At 40.7% G+C, this 14,853-nt stretch carries 16 protein-coding genes; 3 read left to right on the top strand and 13 right to left on the bottom strand.

The features are described 5' to 3' along the window. The first annotated feature begins 95 nt into the window (after window positions 1–95). On the top strand, window positions 96–1,379 hold the full coding sequence (locus KTR07_RS09115) for a DUF2262 domain-containing protein (RefSeq protein WP_117981468.1): 1,284 nt from the start codon (window positions 96–98) through the stop codon (window positions 1,377–1,379). Window positions 1,380–1,389: 10 nt separating this feature from the next. Here KTR07_RS09115 and KTR07_RS09110 read toward each other — a convergent pair whose 3' ends face one another. The 8 genes from KTR07_RS09110 to KTR07_RS09075 all read right to left on the bottom strand — a co-directional run bounded on the left by KTR07_RS09110 (window position 1,390) and on the right by KTR07_RS09075 (window position 8,569). Beyond that, window positions 1,390–1,836 (bottom strand): glycoside hydrolase family 20 zincin-like fold domain-containing protein, encoded by a 447-nt coding sequence (locus KTR07_RS09110; protein WP_008764870.1) that lies wholly within the window; start codon window positions 1,834–1,836, stop codon window positions 1,390–1,392. A gap of 8 nt (window positions 1,837–1,844) precedes the next feature. Beyond that, entirely contained in the window at window positions 1,845–3,191 is a 1,347-nt protein-coding gene (locus KTR07_RS09105; protein ID WP_008764869.1) for a hypothetical protein, read from the bottom strand. Between the two features lie 54 nt (window positions 3,192–3,245). Beyond that, on the bottom strand, window positions 3,246–3,455 hold the full coding sequence (locus KTR07_RS09100; protein WP_008764868.1) for a hypothetical protein: 210 nt from the start codon (window positions 3,453–3,455) through the stop codon (window positions 3,246–3,248). 37 nt (window positions 3,456–3,492) lie between these two features. Beyond that, on the bottom strand, window positions 3,493–5,205 hold the full coding sequence (locus KTR07_RS09095; protein WP_008764867.1) for an ATP-binding protein: 1,713 nt from the start codon (window positions 5,203–5,205) through the stop codon (window positions 3,493–3,495). A 77-nt stretch (window positions 5,206–5,282) separates the two neighbouring features. Next, entirely contained in the window at window positions 5,283–5,900 is a 618-nt protein-coding gene (locus tag KTR07_RS09090) for an HU family DNA-binding protein (protein WP_008764866.1), read from the bottom strand. A gap of 357 nt (window positions 5,901–6,257) precedes the next feature. Then, on the bottom strand, window positions 6,258–6,956 hold the full coding sequence (locus tag KTR07_RS09085; protein ID WP_008764865.1) for an SIMPL domain-containing protein: 699 nt from the start codon (window positions 6,954–6,956) through the stop codon (window positions 6,258–6,260). A 72-nt stretch (window positions 6,957–7,028) separates the two neighbouring features. Continuing rightward, window positions 7,029–7,667, bottom strand: coding sequence for a DUF1062 domain-containing protein (locus KTR07_RS09080; RefSeq protein ID WP_008764864.1), 639 nt, complete (start codon window positions 7,665–7,667; stop codon window positions 7,029–7,031). A gap of 62 nt (window positions 7,668–7,729) precedes the next feature. Beyond that, window positions 7,730–8,569 carry an RteC domain-containing protein gene (locus KTR07_RS09075; RefSeq protein ID WP_008764863.1) on the bottom strand — a complete coding sequence of 280 codons (840 nt, stop codon included), beginning with the start codon at window positions 8,567–8,569 and terminating at the stop codon, window positions 7,730–7,732. Window positions 8,570–8,964: 395 nt separating this feature from the next. Between KTR07_RS09075 and KTR07_RS09070 the strand changes: the two genes are divergently transcribed. Next, entirely contained in the window at window positions 8,965–9,240 is a 276-nt protein-coding gene (locus KTR07_RS09070) for a putative quinol monooxygenase (protein WP_062695920.1), read from the top strand. 142 nt (window positions 9,241–9,382) lie between these two features. Here the strand turns inward: KTR07_RS09070 and KTR07_RS09065 are convergent, their stop codons facing one another. Both KTR07_RS09065 and KTR07_RS09060 read right to left on the bottom strand, forming a co-directional pair. Next, window positions 9,383–9,799, bottom strand: a complete 417-nt coding sequence (locus KTR07_RS09065) for a pyridoxamine 5'-phosphate oxidase family protein (RefSeq protein WP_062694845.1) — start codon at window positions 9,797–9,799, stop codon at window positions 9,383–9,385. Between the two features lie 89 nt (window positions 9,800–9,888). Then, the gene (locus KTR07_RS09060) at window positions 9,889–10,707 is read right to left on the bottom strand and encodes a DUF6597 domain-containing transcriptional factor (protein ID WP_062694842.1); all 819 of its coding nucleotides are present in this window, start codon (window positions 10,705–10,707) and stop codon (window positions 9,889–9,891) included. A gap of 99 nt (window positions 10,708–10,806) precedes the next feature. Between KTR07_RS09060 and KTR07_RS09055 the strand changes: the two genes are divergently transcribed. Then, entirely contained in the window at window positions 10,807–11,349 is a 543-nt protein-coding gene (locus tag KTR07_RS09055; protein WP_008762345.1) for a 3'-5' exonuclease, read from the top strand. A gap of 104 nt (window positions 11,350–11,453) precedes the next feature. Here the strand turns inward: KTR07_RS09055 and uxuA are convergent, their stop codons facing one another. Genes uxuA through KTR07_RS09040 form a run of 3 tightly spaced genes read right to left on the bottom strand, consistent with a single transcriptional unit; the run spans window position 11,454 to window position 14,561 of the window. Continuing rightward, window positions 11,454–12,623, bottom strand: coding sequence for a mannonate dehydratase (uxuA, locus tag KTR07_RS09050; protein WP_055221034.1), 1,170 nt, complete (start codon window positions 12,621–12,623; stop codon window positions 11,454–11,456). Between the two features lie 34 nt (window positions 12,624–12,657). Beyond that, window positions 12,658–13,470: an SDR family oxidoreductase gene (locus KTR07_RS09045; protein WP_008762343.1), complete on the bottom strand. Its 813-nt coding sequence runs from the start codon at window positions 13,468–13,470 to the stop codon at window positions 12,658–12,660. Window positions 13,471–13,490: 20 nt separating this feature from the next. Next, a complete protein-coding gene (locus KTR07_RS09040) occupies window positions 13,491–14,561 on the bottom strand; it encodes a substrate-binding domain-containing protein (RefSeq protein WP_008762342.1) in 1,071 nt (356 codons plus the stop codon). Window positions 14,562–14,853 lie beyond the last annotated feature (292 nt).

Raw genomic sequence — 14,853 nt, 5'->3', positions numbered from 1 at the left:
CCTATATTGATGGATTGTTTCTGCTTTTTGTAATTTTGCGAATGGACTGAGGAAACTTTATCCAAAGTAAATCAATAAACTTCACAACCCGCATTATGAAAAAGGAACAAACGACAGATAAAAACAGTTGGAATTTCCATTTGACAAGGTCAATTGCCGACCTATACGATGTCACTTTGGAAATTCATACAGAGTTTTGGCTCAGCACCCTCCAAATATGGTTTCGCGGCTATCAGACTCCCGAAGGGTATAAAGCAACAATCTGGGGCAAGAAGGTAGATTTGCATATCGCCATCGCCCCTTTGGGCACACCGAGCGAGACATTGCCTGTCATCAAAGAGAATACGACAAGAAGCAAGAATGCGCAACTCCCGTCAGAGCAGCAGATCTATGTCAACGAACTTCAAAAAAAAATAAAATCCCTCAAGAAACACCTGCCGCCCAAGGTGGACGAAGTGTTGGAGCAACGTCGTCTGGATGAGATGAACGCCGACAGAATCAAAACAATCATTCGAGAGTGCGACACGATATGGGGTGATAAAGGGTTGTCTGTCGAAGAAAAGATCAACAGGCTCGTTCCATATAAAATCGAAATATACAATCTTGTGAGTATGCTACAACTGCCAGACGAGTTGGTACGTGCCGACACGAACATCTCCATCCTGATGGCCACTATTCTATACTATGCGCAAAGTGTAGAAAAAAATGCGAGGAAATACAAAATAAGAATACCCAAGCTAGTACGTCAATTGGTGAAATTAGTCGATGGTATTATTACCCGCATGAATGAAACTCAGAACAAGCTAAACGGCGTTGAACGAGATATGACTAAGGAAGAATATAAAACCTATGACGCTTATCTGGATATAAAGATTGGAGCAAAGTCTGCCTTTTGCTCGTTTGAAAAACAATTGGAGTTATACGAGCAACTTTGGGAAATGCCCTCGCTTTCTACCGACACCAAAATAGAATGCTTGAATGAGGCTGTCAAACTCGTTAAGAAGCAATACGGTAAAAAAACGGAATCCCGCTGTCCGCACGCCCCCCTTGTCCGAAAACATCTGCGAGCCATTAGTGGCTATCTGAACGAATTGGAAAAAGAAGGTGAAGCAACTTGGCAATTACGTATGGCAGACGAATTGCTTCCAACAGCAAACGCATGGCGGGAGGACTGTGACTTTCCGGCACTATCCAAAGAGGGATTTGCCTCGCAAATCGAATTACAATCTGTTCATATAAAGACCAAAGAAAAGGAAGAAGGTTCTATCCATTACGAATTGGAACTCTTCTTCCAAGACACGGAAGATACGTTTGCCGGACATTTCCTATATGCCACCATCGAAGATGGCAAGGTGGAAGAAATCACATTGATGGGATAGACACAAGGCATCAGGGGCAATTACTGTCGGAAACATTTTCAATACGGCGAGGAGCTATTTGCTTGTTCGCCGTATTATTTGTTTCCTCCTGCAAGATTTTGTCCAAGGTCTTCAGTCCGTATTGAATGGCTTTTTGCGTCGCTCCTCTGATGGAAAGTTTCTTTGCCGATATATTGAGTATATAATGTTCTTTACCTTCCAATTCAAAATCTGTCCAAAGTTCGATAACCGAATTACCGCTTGCCCGCCTCCCTCCGATGATGGCGCTTTGCCCGAACCGTTCTCTCAATATCTCTTGCAACTTAAACAAGCAGGAATCCAGCTTGGGCAAATTAGTCTTCACTACGGTCTGCGGGGTGATGATGAAATTCTTTGCATCTCTCGCCTGCCCGTAAGAGTATGCCGCCACTAACAGCAGCAACAATACCATCTTGAATTTTCTGAAGATGAAACTCATAATCGCTTTTAGTTAAGATATTGCATCAAGGCATTGCATTGTTCCATGTTTTCTTGTAGCGTATCTGCCATTTGCGGCTTTTCGGGAAGTAACTCGCCGCATATCCGCTTGACATCGGATAGTTCCATCAATCCCGGGAATCTCTTTCGCATCAATTCTTTCTTGGAGGGATATTCGTCCGGAAGATTGACGTACAGCATTTGGTAGTAGCTAAGGGCTAATGCGATTTGCTGCATCTGCCTTGTCTCTCCTTCGGGGTATTGTTCCAGTTTGCCGATGGCTTCCGTAAACAAGGCTTGCTGCATTTCGATGACAGCCGGATAATCGCCCAACAATACAACCGTCTGCAACAGGTAAACACGGCAAGTGGCAAGTTCCTGTTCCGGCAACGGCAGTCCGCTCAGGCGTTCAAACCCCTCTTTGACCTCAAAGAGAGAGAGCAGGCATGACGGAGGCAATGTGCCCGGTTCCTGCGTCTTTAGCCATTGGTGGCAAGCGTAACCAACTACGCAACGTTGAAGCAAACGACTATTTTCATCTGCAATCAAGGAGGCATACCGGTCCGCTTCTTCAAAATTATGACGTTGAATATATTGATACATTACGTTTCTATGGAATGAATCAAGTTCGCCTTCTTGTATCCCTTCATCGTTTTTTCGTTCTTTTAACCATTTGCGATATGGCTGCTCCCAACCGACAAGGAAAGGCATTTCCTCTTCTTCATAATCGACATCCAGCTCATTGCCGTAAGATGCTGCCACTTCAAACGCTTCGGGAACATCCAGCAGCCGTAGCAACGCTTGGATTCTTTCCGGTTCGGGAGCATTAGCATCATCCCACCCCTCTATTGCGCAAAATAGCGGAAAGAACACATACCAATGTCCTAGCGTATCGGCTCCCCGTTTGTCACCTCCGGCAAGAGCCTTGGAAGCCAATGAAACAATCTGTTCAGCCAATTCCAAAGGATCGAGCAGACGGAGTTCCGCTTCGGGCGATGCCGGAATAACACTCATATCAAGGAGCTTTTTCCATAATACGCATCCTGCGGTGACACAGCATTTCCCGGAACGACGATCCACATAAATGCCACCACCTTTCAAGAAACCGCCCTCTGCGGCAAGCTCCATTGCCTCACTACGCTCCGGTTCGGGCAGTTGCTCTGGTGAGAGTAGGGAAAGATAACCGACCTTTTCCAATTCGTCGCGAACCCGCAAGACCGTGTACCCACAGTCTAATTGGTTCTGAAGATGATAAAGACTATGGCAAATACTTTGTGCCAAAGGCGGAACAGGCAAAGCAGTCGCTACGGTTATTACGGAATATTCCACCAAACTCTCTATTGCATGCATTGACATAACTACAATAATTTATTAAGGATTGTCTAATTCAATATGATTTTATATAATAATTCATGGCAATTCGAAAAGATACTGCTTGATTGCGCCTTGTTCTACCAGTGTTTTTACCAATACCAGGCTTTTCCGATAAACGGCATGAAACAAAAGACTGCAATTGTATTCGCTCTTATAAGACGGTTCCAGTATGTAGCCCGAACAAATCATAGACAAGGCTTTATCAATGTCGTTTTCATCTCGTACCAATCGAAAGAGTTCTTCCATTACTTTATTTTATCGTGAAGTGTAGTCCTTGAGGAATCTATACTTCCCAACACTTCCATCCTTTGTTTGCACAAATATATACCACATAAGTCCGTACATGATAGTTAGGGAATTTTCTTTTTGTATCTTCTCCGTATTTCTTGACCTGCACTATATGTTCCGCAAGCGGTTCAGTAAGTGTCAGCATTTTTTCAGCCTCTTTTGCACGATAATACTTAAACTCAACCACACGGTCGTCTGTGTAATAATCTGTACCGGGAATACCTGTCATTTCAAAATCCGAACGTCCTACCGAATTATTCTGCTCTATAGCAAATGTATAACAGCTGCTTAAGTAACGCGACACCAGTTCATAAAAAGAACAGCGAATAAAATTTTCATTCATCTTATCAAATACCTGTGCAGGGAATTGTCCCAAATATTGTTCAAAGTAGTTTTGTACTAGGGGTTCCAAACGGCGGTCGGCATCATAACGTTCATAAGTAGGCACATAGCGTTGTGCATTTCCTTCAATCCGGTTTAATTGGTTATAATAATCCATATAGACACTACGCATAGTCAGATTAGGTAGTACCATACGATAACTATTTTTCAACGTTGTCATTCCCAAATAGAACAAACTAATAGGATAAAATTCCTTATCAAAAAACTTCTTCTTATTGAACTTACTGGAAAGATCAGCTACATTATAAGACAATTCGTCATCAATAACCAATGCATCGAGCATTGCCTTCGCATTATCTAATGAAAGAGTAAGCCGACGAATCCAATTAATATCCGTTCGCAAATTTTCATCCACCAGTTCATCAGGAATACTACCCGCATTGGCTGCAAATTTCTTGAAAAAATAAGTAAGAATGGTAGCATTGAATAACCGGTCTCCATTAGGGCGGAAACGGTATCCGTCATAATTACTCACAATCAGTTGCCAAATTTCATTATAGCGGTCCTGTCCTGTAGAATACTTATCAAGCACGTAGCGCAAATAAACTTCTGTTTCTTCATACGTAAATCCGAGCATATTCATAAAACCCGGTTCCAAAGTAAGTATCTCTGCTATATTGTATCCGCTAGTCAAATCATCCATCGTAACAGGTAACACCCCCGTACAAAAACAAGTACGAATGCTGCCTTCACCGATACCAGCCTTTATTACTTTAAAGAAAGTACGCAAGAAACTATCATTGGTTGTCACTTCCTCATAAAGCGGGTCATTATATGCTGTAAGTAATTGGTTGGTAAAGTTATCGTATTCGTCAATCAATATATAAACTTTAGGAAAGCCATGGGAACGGGCATAATTGAGCACCTCTTCCAGCATTTTGGAAGCATCTCCACGAGTGGTAAACTGAAAATCACCGAATAAATCTCTGTTATGTTCGACCATAAGATCTACCGGACCGCAGTTTAAATCATTGAAGTTCTGCGCCAATCCCTCTATACTATTCGCCATCACCATTTTTGAAAAATCATAGCGAATAATCATATATTGATTATGTTCTTTCGTTGGATGACTACCAATCCAAGTACCTCCAAACAGTTCTTCAAACCGATGTGCTTTGGTACGATCATAATAGCAAGCTAAAGTAGAAACCAACAAACTCTTGCCAAAACGGCGGGGACGAAAAAACACAGGAGCCTTATATTCCTCTAATTTCGAAATATAGTCTGTCTTATCCACATAATAGAACCCACGTTCACGCATTTCTATGAAATCAGCTACTGCATAAGGTATTGTTATTTTTGCCATAATCTCACTATTTTATCTATATACACACAAAGATACAAAATTGTTAGCAAAAAGAAAGATGGTTTTCTGTTATAATATCATTCTTCCTGTTTCCACACATAAAAGACAGTTCTTCCTGCTCCCCTCTTGCGAAGAGTTCCCTCCTTGATGAAAGCATTCAAATCATCAATTGCTTTCAATCGGGGGAGTCCGGTCAGTCTGCTATATTCTATACGCGTGATTCCTCCGTTCTTCTTCAGAAATTCCTGCAACATTTGGAGACGGTCTTCAATGGATATTTTAGTATCGTGAGTTTTTACTTTGGAGTTCTCAACTCGTTCAAGTTCTATCTCCCGCTTTATTTTCTTTTTAAATTCTTTGGAAGTACGTAAATGAACATTGTCAAAACGGATAGACTCGGCACGAATTTCTTTCTTAGTCATCACTTTATGGGTACACTTCAACGAAATGCTGAAATGTCCAAGTTCGCCCAGTTCCACGATGTATCCATCCGCCAAGGCTTCGGCCAGTTCATCAACTACAGCGCCAAGTACTCCTTCAATTATATTGTGCGGGAAAGGTTGGTGACGGGATACGCGTTCTATAAAATCTTTTTTCGAATAAGTTCCACTCGGAACGATGCGGGCATGAAGGGGTTGTTTCTCTCCTGTATTCTGAACATCTGGCGTTTCGTATAAATCATAATATGTACTCATTACTAGCTTTGTTTTATCAGTTTATATATTTATTGCTTGCTTTCCTAATATTTGGCCCTGTATATACTATTCTTTAATGCTTAGCCTGCATATAATTATTCGTCTGACTATAGTTCTCTTTTCGTCTGACTATAGTTAGACGAAAGAGCAACTACAGTCAGACGCAAGTATCACTATAGTCAGACGAATAGTCTATCGCATACAAAGGTACAGTTTTATGTAATGCGAACTTTAATTCTTAGCAAGAAAAAGATAACCCATACTAAGAACTTAATCTCCCAACAGCAACTTACTAATGGAGCATTCCTACCAGTTTGCGTAGTCAATACCTTTGTACACATTTTCGCCTTATCCATATTACTCAATGGCAAAACGCGCCGTCATCTCATACCGCAATTTAATAACGCGATATTGCTCAGTGGCAGCTGTCCCCATACTGACATTACTCTGTGCCTGATAAAGAGAATAAGGACTTACATAGCTCGAAGCCGGTTCGACAATACGAATGACCTCACCCAGTTTTTGTCCCATAGCTTCCACAAGATAAGATGCCTTTTCACGTGCTGCTTTCAATGCTTCTATCTTACCTTGTTTCCGATAGTTCGGCAAATCCTTGTGCTTCAGCTCCCCGATACGCATGGACTCGATACCTTTCGTATCAATCTTCTTAATAACGGCATTTATCTTTTCGAAGTCAGTAAACCGGATGTCCAGTTGCTTACCTATCAGAAATTCTTTTCCTTTCTGACGCCAATAGTCTCCGATTTCCTGTACACGAATAGCCTCATCCGAAATTCCTGCTCTACTTAGCACCCGACGCAAATCTTTTTCAATCCATTCCAACGGAACTTTCGTTTTATAATCTTCCGGCTTGGACTTCGGCACAAATTCCTCTTTCCAATATTCCTTTATTTGAATCAAAAGATGAATCTCATCCGGAACAACTTCTATTTCAGAAGAACCGGTTACCTCAATATATCTTCCCTCACTCTCCTGAGCATCGGCAACGACACTCCATACACATAAAACAATAGCTAATAAGAACAATTTTCTCATATCTCTGAATTTATAATAGTACTTAGTTTCTGAATTCCCTGTTCCATATCAGACAAATGTAGTAATAAAAAATCAATCAATGCCTGTTTTTACCATAAAGCTATCCACAAAGTCCATCATAACAAGCAAATGTTCTTTATCTATCAACAGGATATCTCCGTCCTTTACTTTGTATTTCTGCGGCTCTTTACCGGAAAGAAGCGAAATCACTCCCTGTTCAAACAGACGCCTTAACTGAGTGCTGGAAAGAAGAAAATTCCTTCTTAATAAAGACGACAATTTCAAATTAAATTCAAACTCGCATTTGATTTGAATCTTTATGATTGCATCGGACATACGGATTATATCTTCTTTCGAGAAGTTATCCATAACCTCATATTCTACACTATCATAATCCGTTTTCAAATGATTCCTGCCGGCAAGTTCGGCAGAAAAAGCATATTTCCAGGCTGCTTTCCGATCGTTCATGGAAAAGCTATGAAACAGGACTTTATCTATCAAATCCGGTTTGGTACGTGACAGCAAAGTAATGTTGCAAGTATTATCGCATTTCACACACCGATATATCAGCCAGACATCGATGTTCTTTTTCTGCGCATTCATTCTAAACTTATCACTACAGTAAAACCGGTCACTATCGCAATGACTGCATTTCTTAATTAATAAAGGAGAATTCTTTGCTTTTATCTCCCATGTAAATGTTGTATCCATAAAGCAAAGTTGGATATAAGCCATTTATAAAATTCACAAGATGTCACAAGATGGCGTGAAATTTATCTGTCGAGTTCATCCATCATCTTCTGTATTTTATCCTTCAACTTATCAAGAAATTGTGTCCTGTTCTTCTTCCGATTCCTGATTTCCAAGAAGATACGATAAAAGTCTCCAATCTCGATATTGAAAAGTACCTCGCAACAAAAAGCGATGTCTTTCAGACTGGTATTTCCATTATTAAAGCATTTGCCCGCATAGATCGCATAGATGAATTCAACCAAGGCAACTTTACTATCTGTCCATTGCAGCAATTTACTGTCTACTATGGAGGTGAATTTAAGATGCAGTTTGTCTGACAGCGAATCGATCTCGTCTGATACATATTCTATCAAATGACTATTCGCCAGAATCATTGCAACGCTTGAATCGTGTAAGGTGGTAAAAGAAGGATCCCTGTCCAGCAAATGACAATGAACATCGGAAAGAATATCATAATTCTCACGGATAAAATAGTGGTTATCAAGTTCGGTCTGACCGGCACGATAATAATCATAGAAGCTATTATTCAAAAATGACTTCTGTATATTCTCCAGTTCCATCTTTAAATATTTGCATTGAGCCGACAGGGATTTGCCGACACGGTTCTTTTCAATCTGATATAAACGGATATAAAACATCAGCAAGCCGGAAATCTGCGGTTTCCAGACTTTAAAGAACTGAATTTCTTCTTCAGGGTTCTGAAATTGATATTCGGCAACTGCCCTTTTCAGCAAAGTAAGTGATGTCTGTATGACATCTATTATCTGCTTTATCCGCTCGAGAGGGGCAATCGGCTGTTGCTCAATCCTTTTAATTTCTTTTTCTATGTTCAGCTTACTATTTCTTACGAAATTTTCCATTCATTCTCAATGTACCCGCAGCTTTCGAATCATCATAAGGAGTCTGACTAAAAGCCTGAATACCAAATTGCACTCGTCTTTAAAAAACGATGCAGTGAATAATAAAATTGATAAAATGAAAAACCGGTTCAAGTAGAAGTACTCAAACGAAAGAAATTAGCCTGTGGTTTATGAGGCTAATATTAAGCTATAACAAATTTAAGAATGGTGCCCAAAATAGTTGCTTTTAGAATTCAGATGCAAATATAACCGATTTTTTATGATTATATGAAGTTTATATGAAAATTTGAAAACAGCCTGCGGGAAGCTACAGAAAAATACTATCTTTGCCTTCGGTTCTTCACAAACACAGTGATGAAACCATTCTTTTTAATCACATAAATAATAAAAGAACTATGATCAGATTAAATGTTTTTGTTCGTGTAAACGAAACAAACCGCGAAAAAGCGATTAAGGCAGCAAAAGAACTGACTGCCTGCTCTTTGAAAGAAGAAGGATGCATTGCTTATGATACTTTTGAAAGCAGTACCCGCCGTGATGTTTTCATGATTTGCGAAACATGGCAGAATGCTGAAGTATTGGCAGCACACGAGAAAACCGCTCATTTTGCACAATACGTAGGTATCATTCAGGAATTAGCTGAAATGAAACTGGAAAAGTTTGAATTCTAAATGAATGTCAGATAGACGAAAACCACGTCTTCCAGCCTAAACATAAAAGAGAAAAACAGTCCTTACTTTGGGAATGTCTTTCTCTTTTTTCGTACACAAATGTACCGTTACCTGTCAATTTTATAATCGCTCCAGATCAAGATTAGTCAAGCTTTTTATGAATAAAGGTACCTTCAATCCAGTAGGTTGCGTGATTGGCGGTGAACTTTAGCAATACATAGCCCGGATCTGTAGGACCACCGGGAAAGTGTTCGATAAACCAGTCCTGCCAAAGTTCCTGCTTCAGTTTCTCGTCTGTCACGACTTCCACTTCTCCCATCAATGCCACACTGTCCCCCTTCTCCTGAAAACATAATCCTGCTTTCGGATTCGATAAAAAATCAATAGTCTTTAATGAATCCGCTCCGGTGGACATCCAGATAGTGGAAATTTCTTCTGCTGCAATTTTACTCATTGGCACAGGACGGGGATAGCCTTCCTTGTTCACAGAAGCAAGGGTGACAACTTCGCATTTCTGCAATAACTCCGCCGCTTTCTCTTTCATAGTTTTTGTTGACATAATCTTATTGTATTTATTTTATTTCGCCACAAAGATAACGGCACAGATGTCCGTTCTATTGTAAAAAATCGACTTTTACTAATCCGGTTCTAAGGTTCGATATAAGTCAGCGTTATATCCTCCGGAACTGTGAGCGAAAGAAATGATGTAGGAGTATTGCCCGACAATGTTTTGATTTCTTTTGAGAAATGTGCCAGGTCATAATATCCTGCGTCGATGGCGGTAGTCAGCAGGTTGACAGAGGCCGTGTTTCTCAGTAATTCTACTGCATTCTTGAATTTAACAATGCGGCTATATTCTTTAGGAGTGAATCCGGTGTTATGTTTAAACTTCCGTTCAAAATGACGCTGGCACAGGCATACCTCATCCATCAGACTACGAACAGAACGCTTCCCACCGGACTGATTGATTATATTCACCGCTGCGGCAACTTGGGAATCAACAGGCTGATAGTTATGTGCAAGATACGCCAGGAGATATTCTTCAACGACCTGAATCCGTCCCCGGACATCATTCTGCTCACATACCCTCTCGATAAAGGTACTGTCAAAAACCGCCTGCATTTCATTCGTACTGATTCTGTAATTCGCAAACTCATGCAAAGGCAGCTTTGTAAATCCGGATAACCCACAAGGCAGAAAACGAACGCCGAACTGATGAACGAATTCGGCATAAGTGACAAGCTCCGAATATTTCGTCATCGGACCCACAAAGTAAGAACGATAAGGCTGCATGACCAGCGTTTCTTCTTTTACCTTACTCACTGCTTCTCCCAACGTAAAAATGAAATCGGTACAACCATCCGGCAAAATATGGATACGCATACCATATTCCGGAGTTCCCTTAAATTCCCAATAATTATCAATATAGGGAGCGAGTAGACGAGAGGGCTGATATTCTGTGTACATCGGTCTATTTTATACGCAAATATAAAGAGAATAAATGCCAATTCATGTATTTTGCAAAAAATATCATGTACATTTGTGTTTCAAAAAACAGCAAAACGCATGAAGGACTTTGCAGCTATCGACTTTGAAACAGCCAACGGAAAGCGCACCAGCGTATGCAGCGTAGGGGTTGTCATCGTGAGGAACGGAAAAATCGTTAAGAAAATCTATCGTCTGATCCGTCCTTGCCCCAACTATTATACGCAATGGACAACAGCAGTTCACGGACTGACTTACGCGGATACGGAAGAAGCGGAAGATTTTCCTGATGTATGGGCAGAAATAAAACCGCTTATAGACGGTCTTCCGCTTGTTGCTCACAACAGTCCTTTTGATGAGGGCTGTCTGAAAGCTGTTCACGAGCTATACGAAATGACTTATCCCAATTATAAGTTTTATTGTACTTGCCGCACTTCACGGAAAGTGTTTGGAAAAGAGTTGCCCAATCATCAGCTACATACGGTGGCAGCCCGATGCGGATATGATTTAACCAATCATCACCATGCTCTCGCCGATGCTGAGGCTTGTGCACAAATAGCCTTGCTCATCATCCCCGAGCCTAAAAAGCCAAAAGTTGATTTGCACACCGGAAGCTTATTTTAATACGAAAGCTCCGTAAATGAGCAATATAAAAGACACTACCACTATTATTACTGTCAATAATAGCCGTAGTGTCTTTAAAATAGATTGCTAATTATGAATTCTGCTTATAGAATAGACTTTGCAATACCCATTTCCAAACCGCGAAGTTCTGCCAATCCACGAAGACGGCCTAAGCAGGAATATCCTGGATTTGTTTTCTTCTTCAGATCATCAATCATCTGATGACCATGGTCCGGACGCATAGCGATAGAACATTTACGACGTTGTTGCAGAAGAATCAGGCTCTTCATTACGTTGTACATATCTACATTTCCCTCCAGGTGGTTAGCTTCATAGAAGTTTCCTTCTTCGTCACGCTGTGTACTACGCAAGTGTACAAAGTTGACACGATCGCCAAAACGCTCCATCATACCTGCAAGGTCATTGTCAGCACGTACACCGAAAGAACCTGTACACAAGCAAAGACCGTTTGATTCGTTAGGAACGGCTTCAATCAGTTTTTTAAAGTCTTCTTCCGTACTTAGAATACGCGGTAAACCTAAAATTGTATAAGGAGGGTCGTCCGGATGAATCACCAGCTTCACTCCCACCTCATCAGCCACAGGCGCAATTTCTTTCAGGAAGAAGATCAAGTTAGAACGAAGTTTCTCAGCATCGATATCATTATAACGATCCAATGCTTCCTGAAACTGTTCTACGGTGAAACTTTCTTCCGATCCCGGAAGTCCGGCAATCATATTACGAACCAACAATTTCTTATCGTCTTCACTCATTTGTTCGAAACGGGCTTTTGCTTTGGCTATTTCTTCCGGAGTATAGTCTTTCTCCGCATTCGGACGTTTCAGAATAAAGAGGTCGAAAGCAAGGAAGGCCGCCCTCTCAAAGCGAAGAGCTTTAGAGCCGTCAGGCATTGTATAAGCAAGGTCCGTACGTGTCCAGTCCAATACAGGCATGAAGTTATAGGTAACTACCATTACACCACATTTGGCCAGATTACGGATGCTTTCCTTATAGTTTTCAATATATTTCAAGAAATCACCGGTCTGCGTTTTGATATGTTCGTGCACAGGTACACTTTCCACAACAGACCAAGTCAGGCCCACTTCTTCAATCATTTGCTTACGCTTCATGATTTCTTCTACTGTCCACACTTCGCCGTTCGGAATGTGATGAAGTGCGTTTACTATACCGGTAGCGCCTGCCTGTTTAATATCCCACAAGCTTACTGGGTCATTCGGACCATACCAGCGCCAAGTTTGTTCACATAGATACATAATATGATAAGTATTAAGTAATAAGTAATAGGTATTAAATGGAGAATGCGTCAAAACCTCCGTCGATAACAGCTACTGTACCTGTTACGAAGTTAGAAGCATCACTGATCAGATAATGAATAGTTCCGTAAAGATCTTCCGGTTCACCGAAACGATTGAACGGAGTATGAGCAAGAATTGTCTTGGAACGGTCAGTCAGAGAACCATCAGGATTTGTCAACAGCGCACGGTTCTGGTCAGTCAGGAAGAATCCCGGAGCGATAGCATTGACACGCAGACCGTTACCGAATTTCAAAGCCAGTTCGCCAGCCATATATTTAGTGAAGTTAGCAATAGCAGCTTTTGCAGCTCCGTAACCAACCACACGTGTCAACGGACGAAGAGCCGATTCGGAACAGAAGTTTACGATAGAACCTTTCTTCTGTTCTACCATGATTTCAGCAAATACCATTGTAGGCAATACCGTACCAAACAGATTCAAATCCACCACTTTCTTAAAGGCGTCAATCTGCAAGTCAAAGAAAGTTTTGTCCGGAGCAATTGTTGCGCCCGCCATGTTACCTCCAGCAGCGTTCAGCAATACGTCAATACGGCCATAGGCTTTCATGATCTCCACTTTGTTACCTTCCAGCACTTCTTTGTCCATTACGTCCGTATACAGGAACATAGCTTCATTTCCTTCAGCTTTGATACTTTCTACCAATGCCTTACCTGCTTCTTCGCTTCTATCGAGTACAACAACTTTAGCTCCTTCTTTAGCTAAGTATGCAGCGATACCCTTACCTAAGATTCCGGCTCCACCGGTGATAACAACAACTTTGTCCTTTACGTTAAATAATTCATTCATGGTTCTTTTATTTATATGGTTTATAACTTATTGTTCAGATAATATTTCAGATTTTCTTTTAGAAGAATATCAATCGGCATCAGGTTCACCTTTTCGGGGTTCTGCTTGAACAGCAAATGATTGCACAATGATTTGATACCATCATATCCTTGTCGTTCGGGACGCTGTGCTACTAATGCAGTGATAACGCCATCGGAGAGCAGTTGAGTATTCCTTTCAATAAGATCGTAGCCAACCAATTTTACTTTTTGCATTCCTCTTGCTTTCAGGTAGTTTCCTAAGATGTAGCAAGTTGAATTAAAGATGATGCCTCCTTCTATAGTTGCATTCGCTTCAAAGATTTCGTCCAGCTTGATAAAATTGTAAACCGAATCATTGATTTTCAATTCTACTTCATGCAAATTTCCGGTAAATCCTGTTTCTTTCAGATAATGACAAAAGCCTTCTCTCCGGTTCTTTCCTTGATTTGAGTCGTTTTTTCCACTATGAATAATTCGTGCCATCAGAATATCCGAAGTCGAAGAAATCTTGTCTGTCAATAATCGCGCAGCAATCACTCCGGCATCATAAGACTCCGTTCCGAAATATGCCAACTGATGTTGCCCTTCAATATTGGAGTCAACATAAACATAGGGAATTTCATTCCTGTCAAGCTCTTGCGAAAGCCGTATAACAGAGTCGGTAAACAGTGTTGCAATCAATACCCCATCTACTTTTTCATCCAACAGGTTGCGGACAATATCATCAAATGTCTTGTTATTGTATTGATCGAAAAAGAGTTTAGTGATCGTTATATTATAAGATTCCATCTCTGAAGCCGCCTTATCGATACCCTCAGAAATAGCTTCCCAATATTCTCCGTGCGTAAAAGAAGGAGTAATTGCCACAAAATGATATTGTTTTTTAGATGCCAACGAACGAGCCATCAGATTCGGCTGATAATGAACCATCTCCAGAATAGTCTGGACTTTCTTCCTGTTCTCTTCAGATACCCGTCCACGATTATGAATCACCCGGTCTACCGTACCGACAGAGACTCCCGCCATCTTGGCGATGTCTACAATACGAATATTTGAGAATTCTTTGTCCATATACTGATAAGTATCTTGTTTTTCGACGACAAATGTAAAATGAATTATTGAATTAAGCAAAAGTGTGTGCGCACACACATTCTATTATAGAAATGCTATAAATATGATATTCAGATATTTAACAAAGAAAGACAAGTAATACGTATGTTGTTAAACATAAGAAAAAGAGTGGAAAAAGCCATCAAATATTCGTTTGGGAGGTAATAAACACCATGACAGAAAAGCTTTTTATCTGTGAAAAGAACAAAAAAAAGGGATGTAAAAGGTAAAATGTGTACGGACACACACTGAT

Origin of the sequence: Bacteroides sp. MSK.20.82 (assembly GCF_019052485.1) — a bacterium.
GTDB lineage: Bacteria > Bacteroidota > Bacteroidia > Bacteroidales > Bacteroidaceae > Bacteroides > Bacteroides thetaiotaomicron.
The sequence above is the reverse complement of the archived record's forward strand: the minus strand, read 5'-3'. Positions and strand labels throughout refer to the sequence as shown.

Bases quoted from the DNA above. Each gene is read 5' to 3' on its own strand.
- KTR07_RS09100 (WP_008764868.1), bottom strand. From the start codon at position 3,455: ATGGAAGAACTCTTTCGATTGGTACGAGATGAAAACGACATTGATAAA.
- KTR07_RS09105 (WP_008764869.1), bottom strand. From the start codon at position 3,191: ATGTCAATGCATGCAATAGAGAGTTTGGTGGAATATTCCGTAATAACC.
- KTR07_RS09040 (WP_008762342.1), bottom strand. From the start codon at position 14,561: ATGGACAAAGAATTCTCAAATATTCGTATTGTAGACATCGCCAAGATG.
- KTR07_RS09070 (WP_062695920.1), top strand. From the start codon at position 8,965: ATGATCAGATTAAATGTTTTTGTTCGTGTAAACGAAACAAACCGCGAA.
- KTR07_RS09115 (WP_117981468.1), top strand. From the start codon at position 96: ATGAAAAAGGAACAAACGACAGATAAAAACAGTTGGAATTTCCATTTG.
- KTR07_RS09065 (WP_062694845.1), bottom strand. From the start codon at position 9,799: ATGTCAACAAAAACTATGAAAGAGAAAGCGGCGGAGTTATTGCAGAAA.
- KTR07_RS09095 (WP_008764867.1), bottom strand. From the start codon at position 5,205: ATGGCAAAAATAACAATACCTTATGCAGTAGCTGATTTCATAGAAATG.
- KTR07_RS09110 (WP_008764870.1), bottom strand. From the start codon at position 1,836: ATGAGTTTCATCTTCAGAAAATTCAAGATGGTATTGTTGCTGCTGTTA.
- KTR07_RS09090 (WP_008764866.1), bottom strand. From the start codon at position 5,900: ATGAGTACATATTATGATTTATACGAAACGCCAGATGTTCAGAATACA.
- KTR07_RS09055 (WP_008762345.1), top strand. From the start codon at position 10,807: ATGAAGGACTTTGCAGCTATCGACTTTGAAACAGCCAACGGAAAGCGC.
- KTR07_RS09080 (WP_008764864.1), bottom strand. From the start codon at position 7,667: ATGGATACAACATTTACATGGGAGATAAAAGCAAAGAATTCTCCTTTA.
- KTR07_RS09045 (WP_008762343.1), bottom strand. From the start codon at position 13,470: ATGAATGAATTATTTAACGTAAAGGACAAAGTTGTTGTTATCACCGGT.
- KTR07_RS09060 (WP_062694842.1), bottom strand. From the start codon at position 10,707: ATGTACACAGAATATCAGCCCTCTCGTCTACTCGCTCCCTATATTGAT.
- uxuA (WP_055221034.1), bottom strand. From the start codon at position 12,623: ATGTATCTATGTGAACAAACTTGGCGCTGGTATGGTCCGAATGACCCA.
- KTR07_RS09075 (WP_008764863.1), bottom strand. From the start codon at position 8,569: ATGGAAAATTTCGTAAGAAATAGTAAGCTGAACATAGAAAAAGAAATT.
- KTR07_RS09085 (WP_008764865.1), bottom strand. From the start codon at position 6,956: ATGAGAAAATTGTTCTTATTAGCTATTGTTTTATGTGTATGGAGTGTC.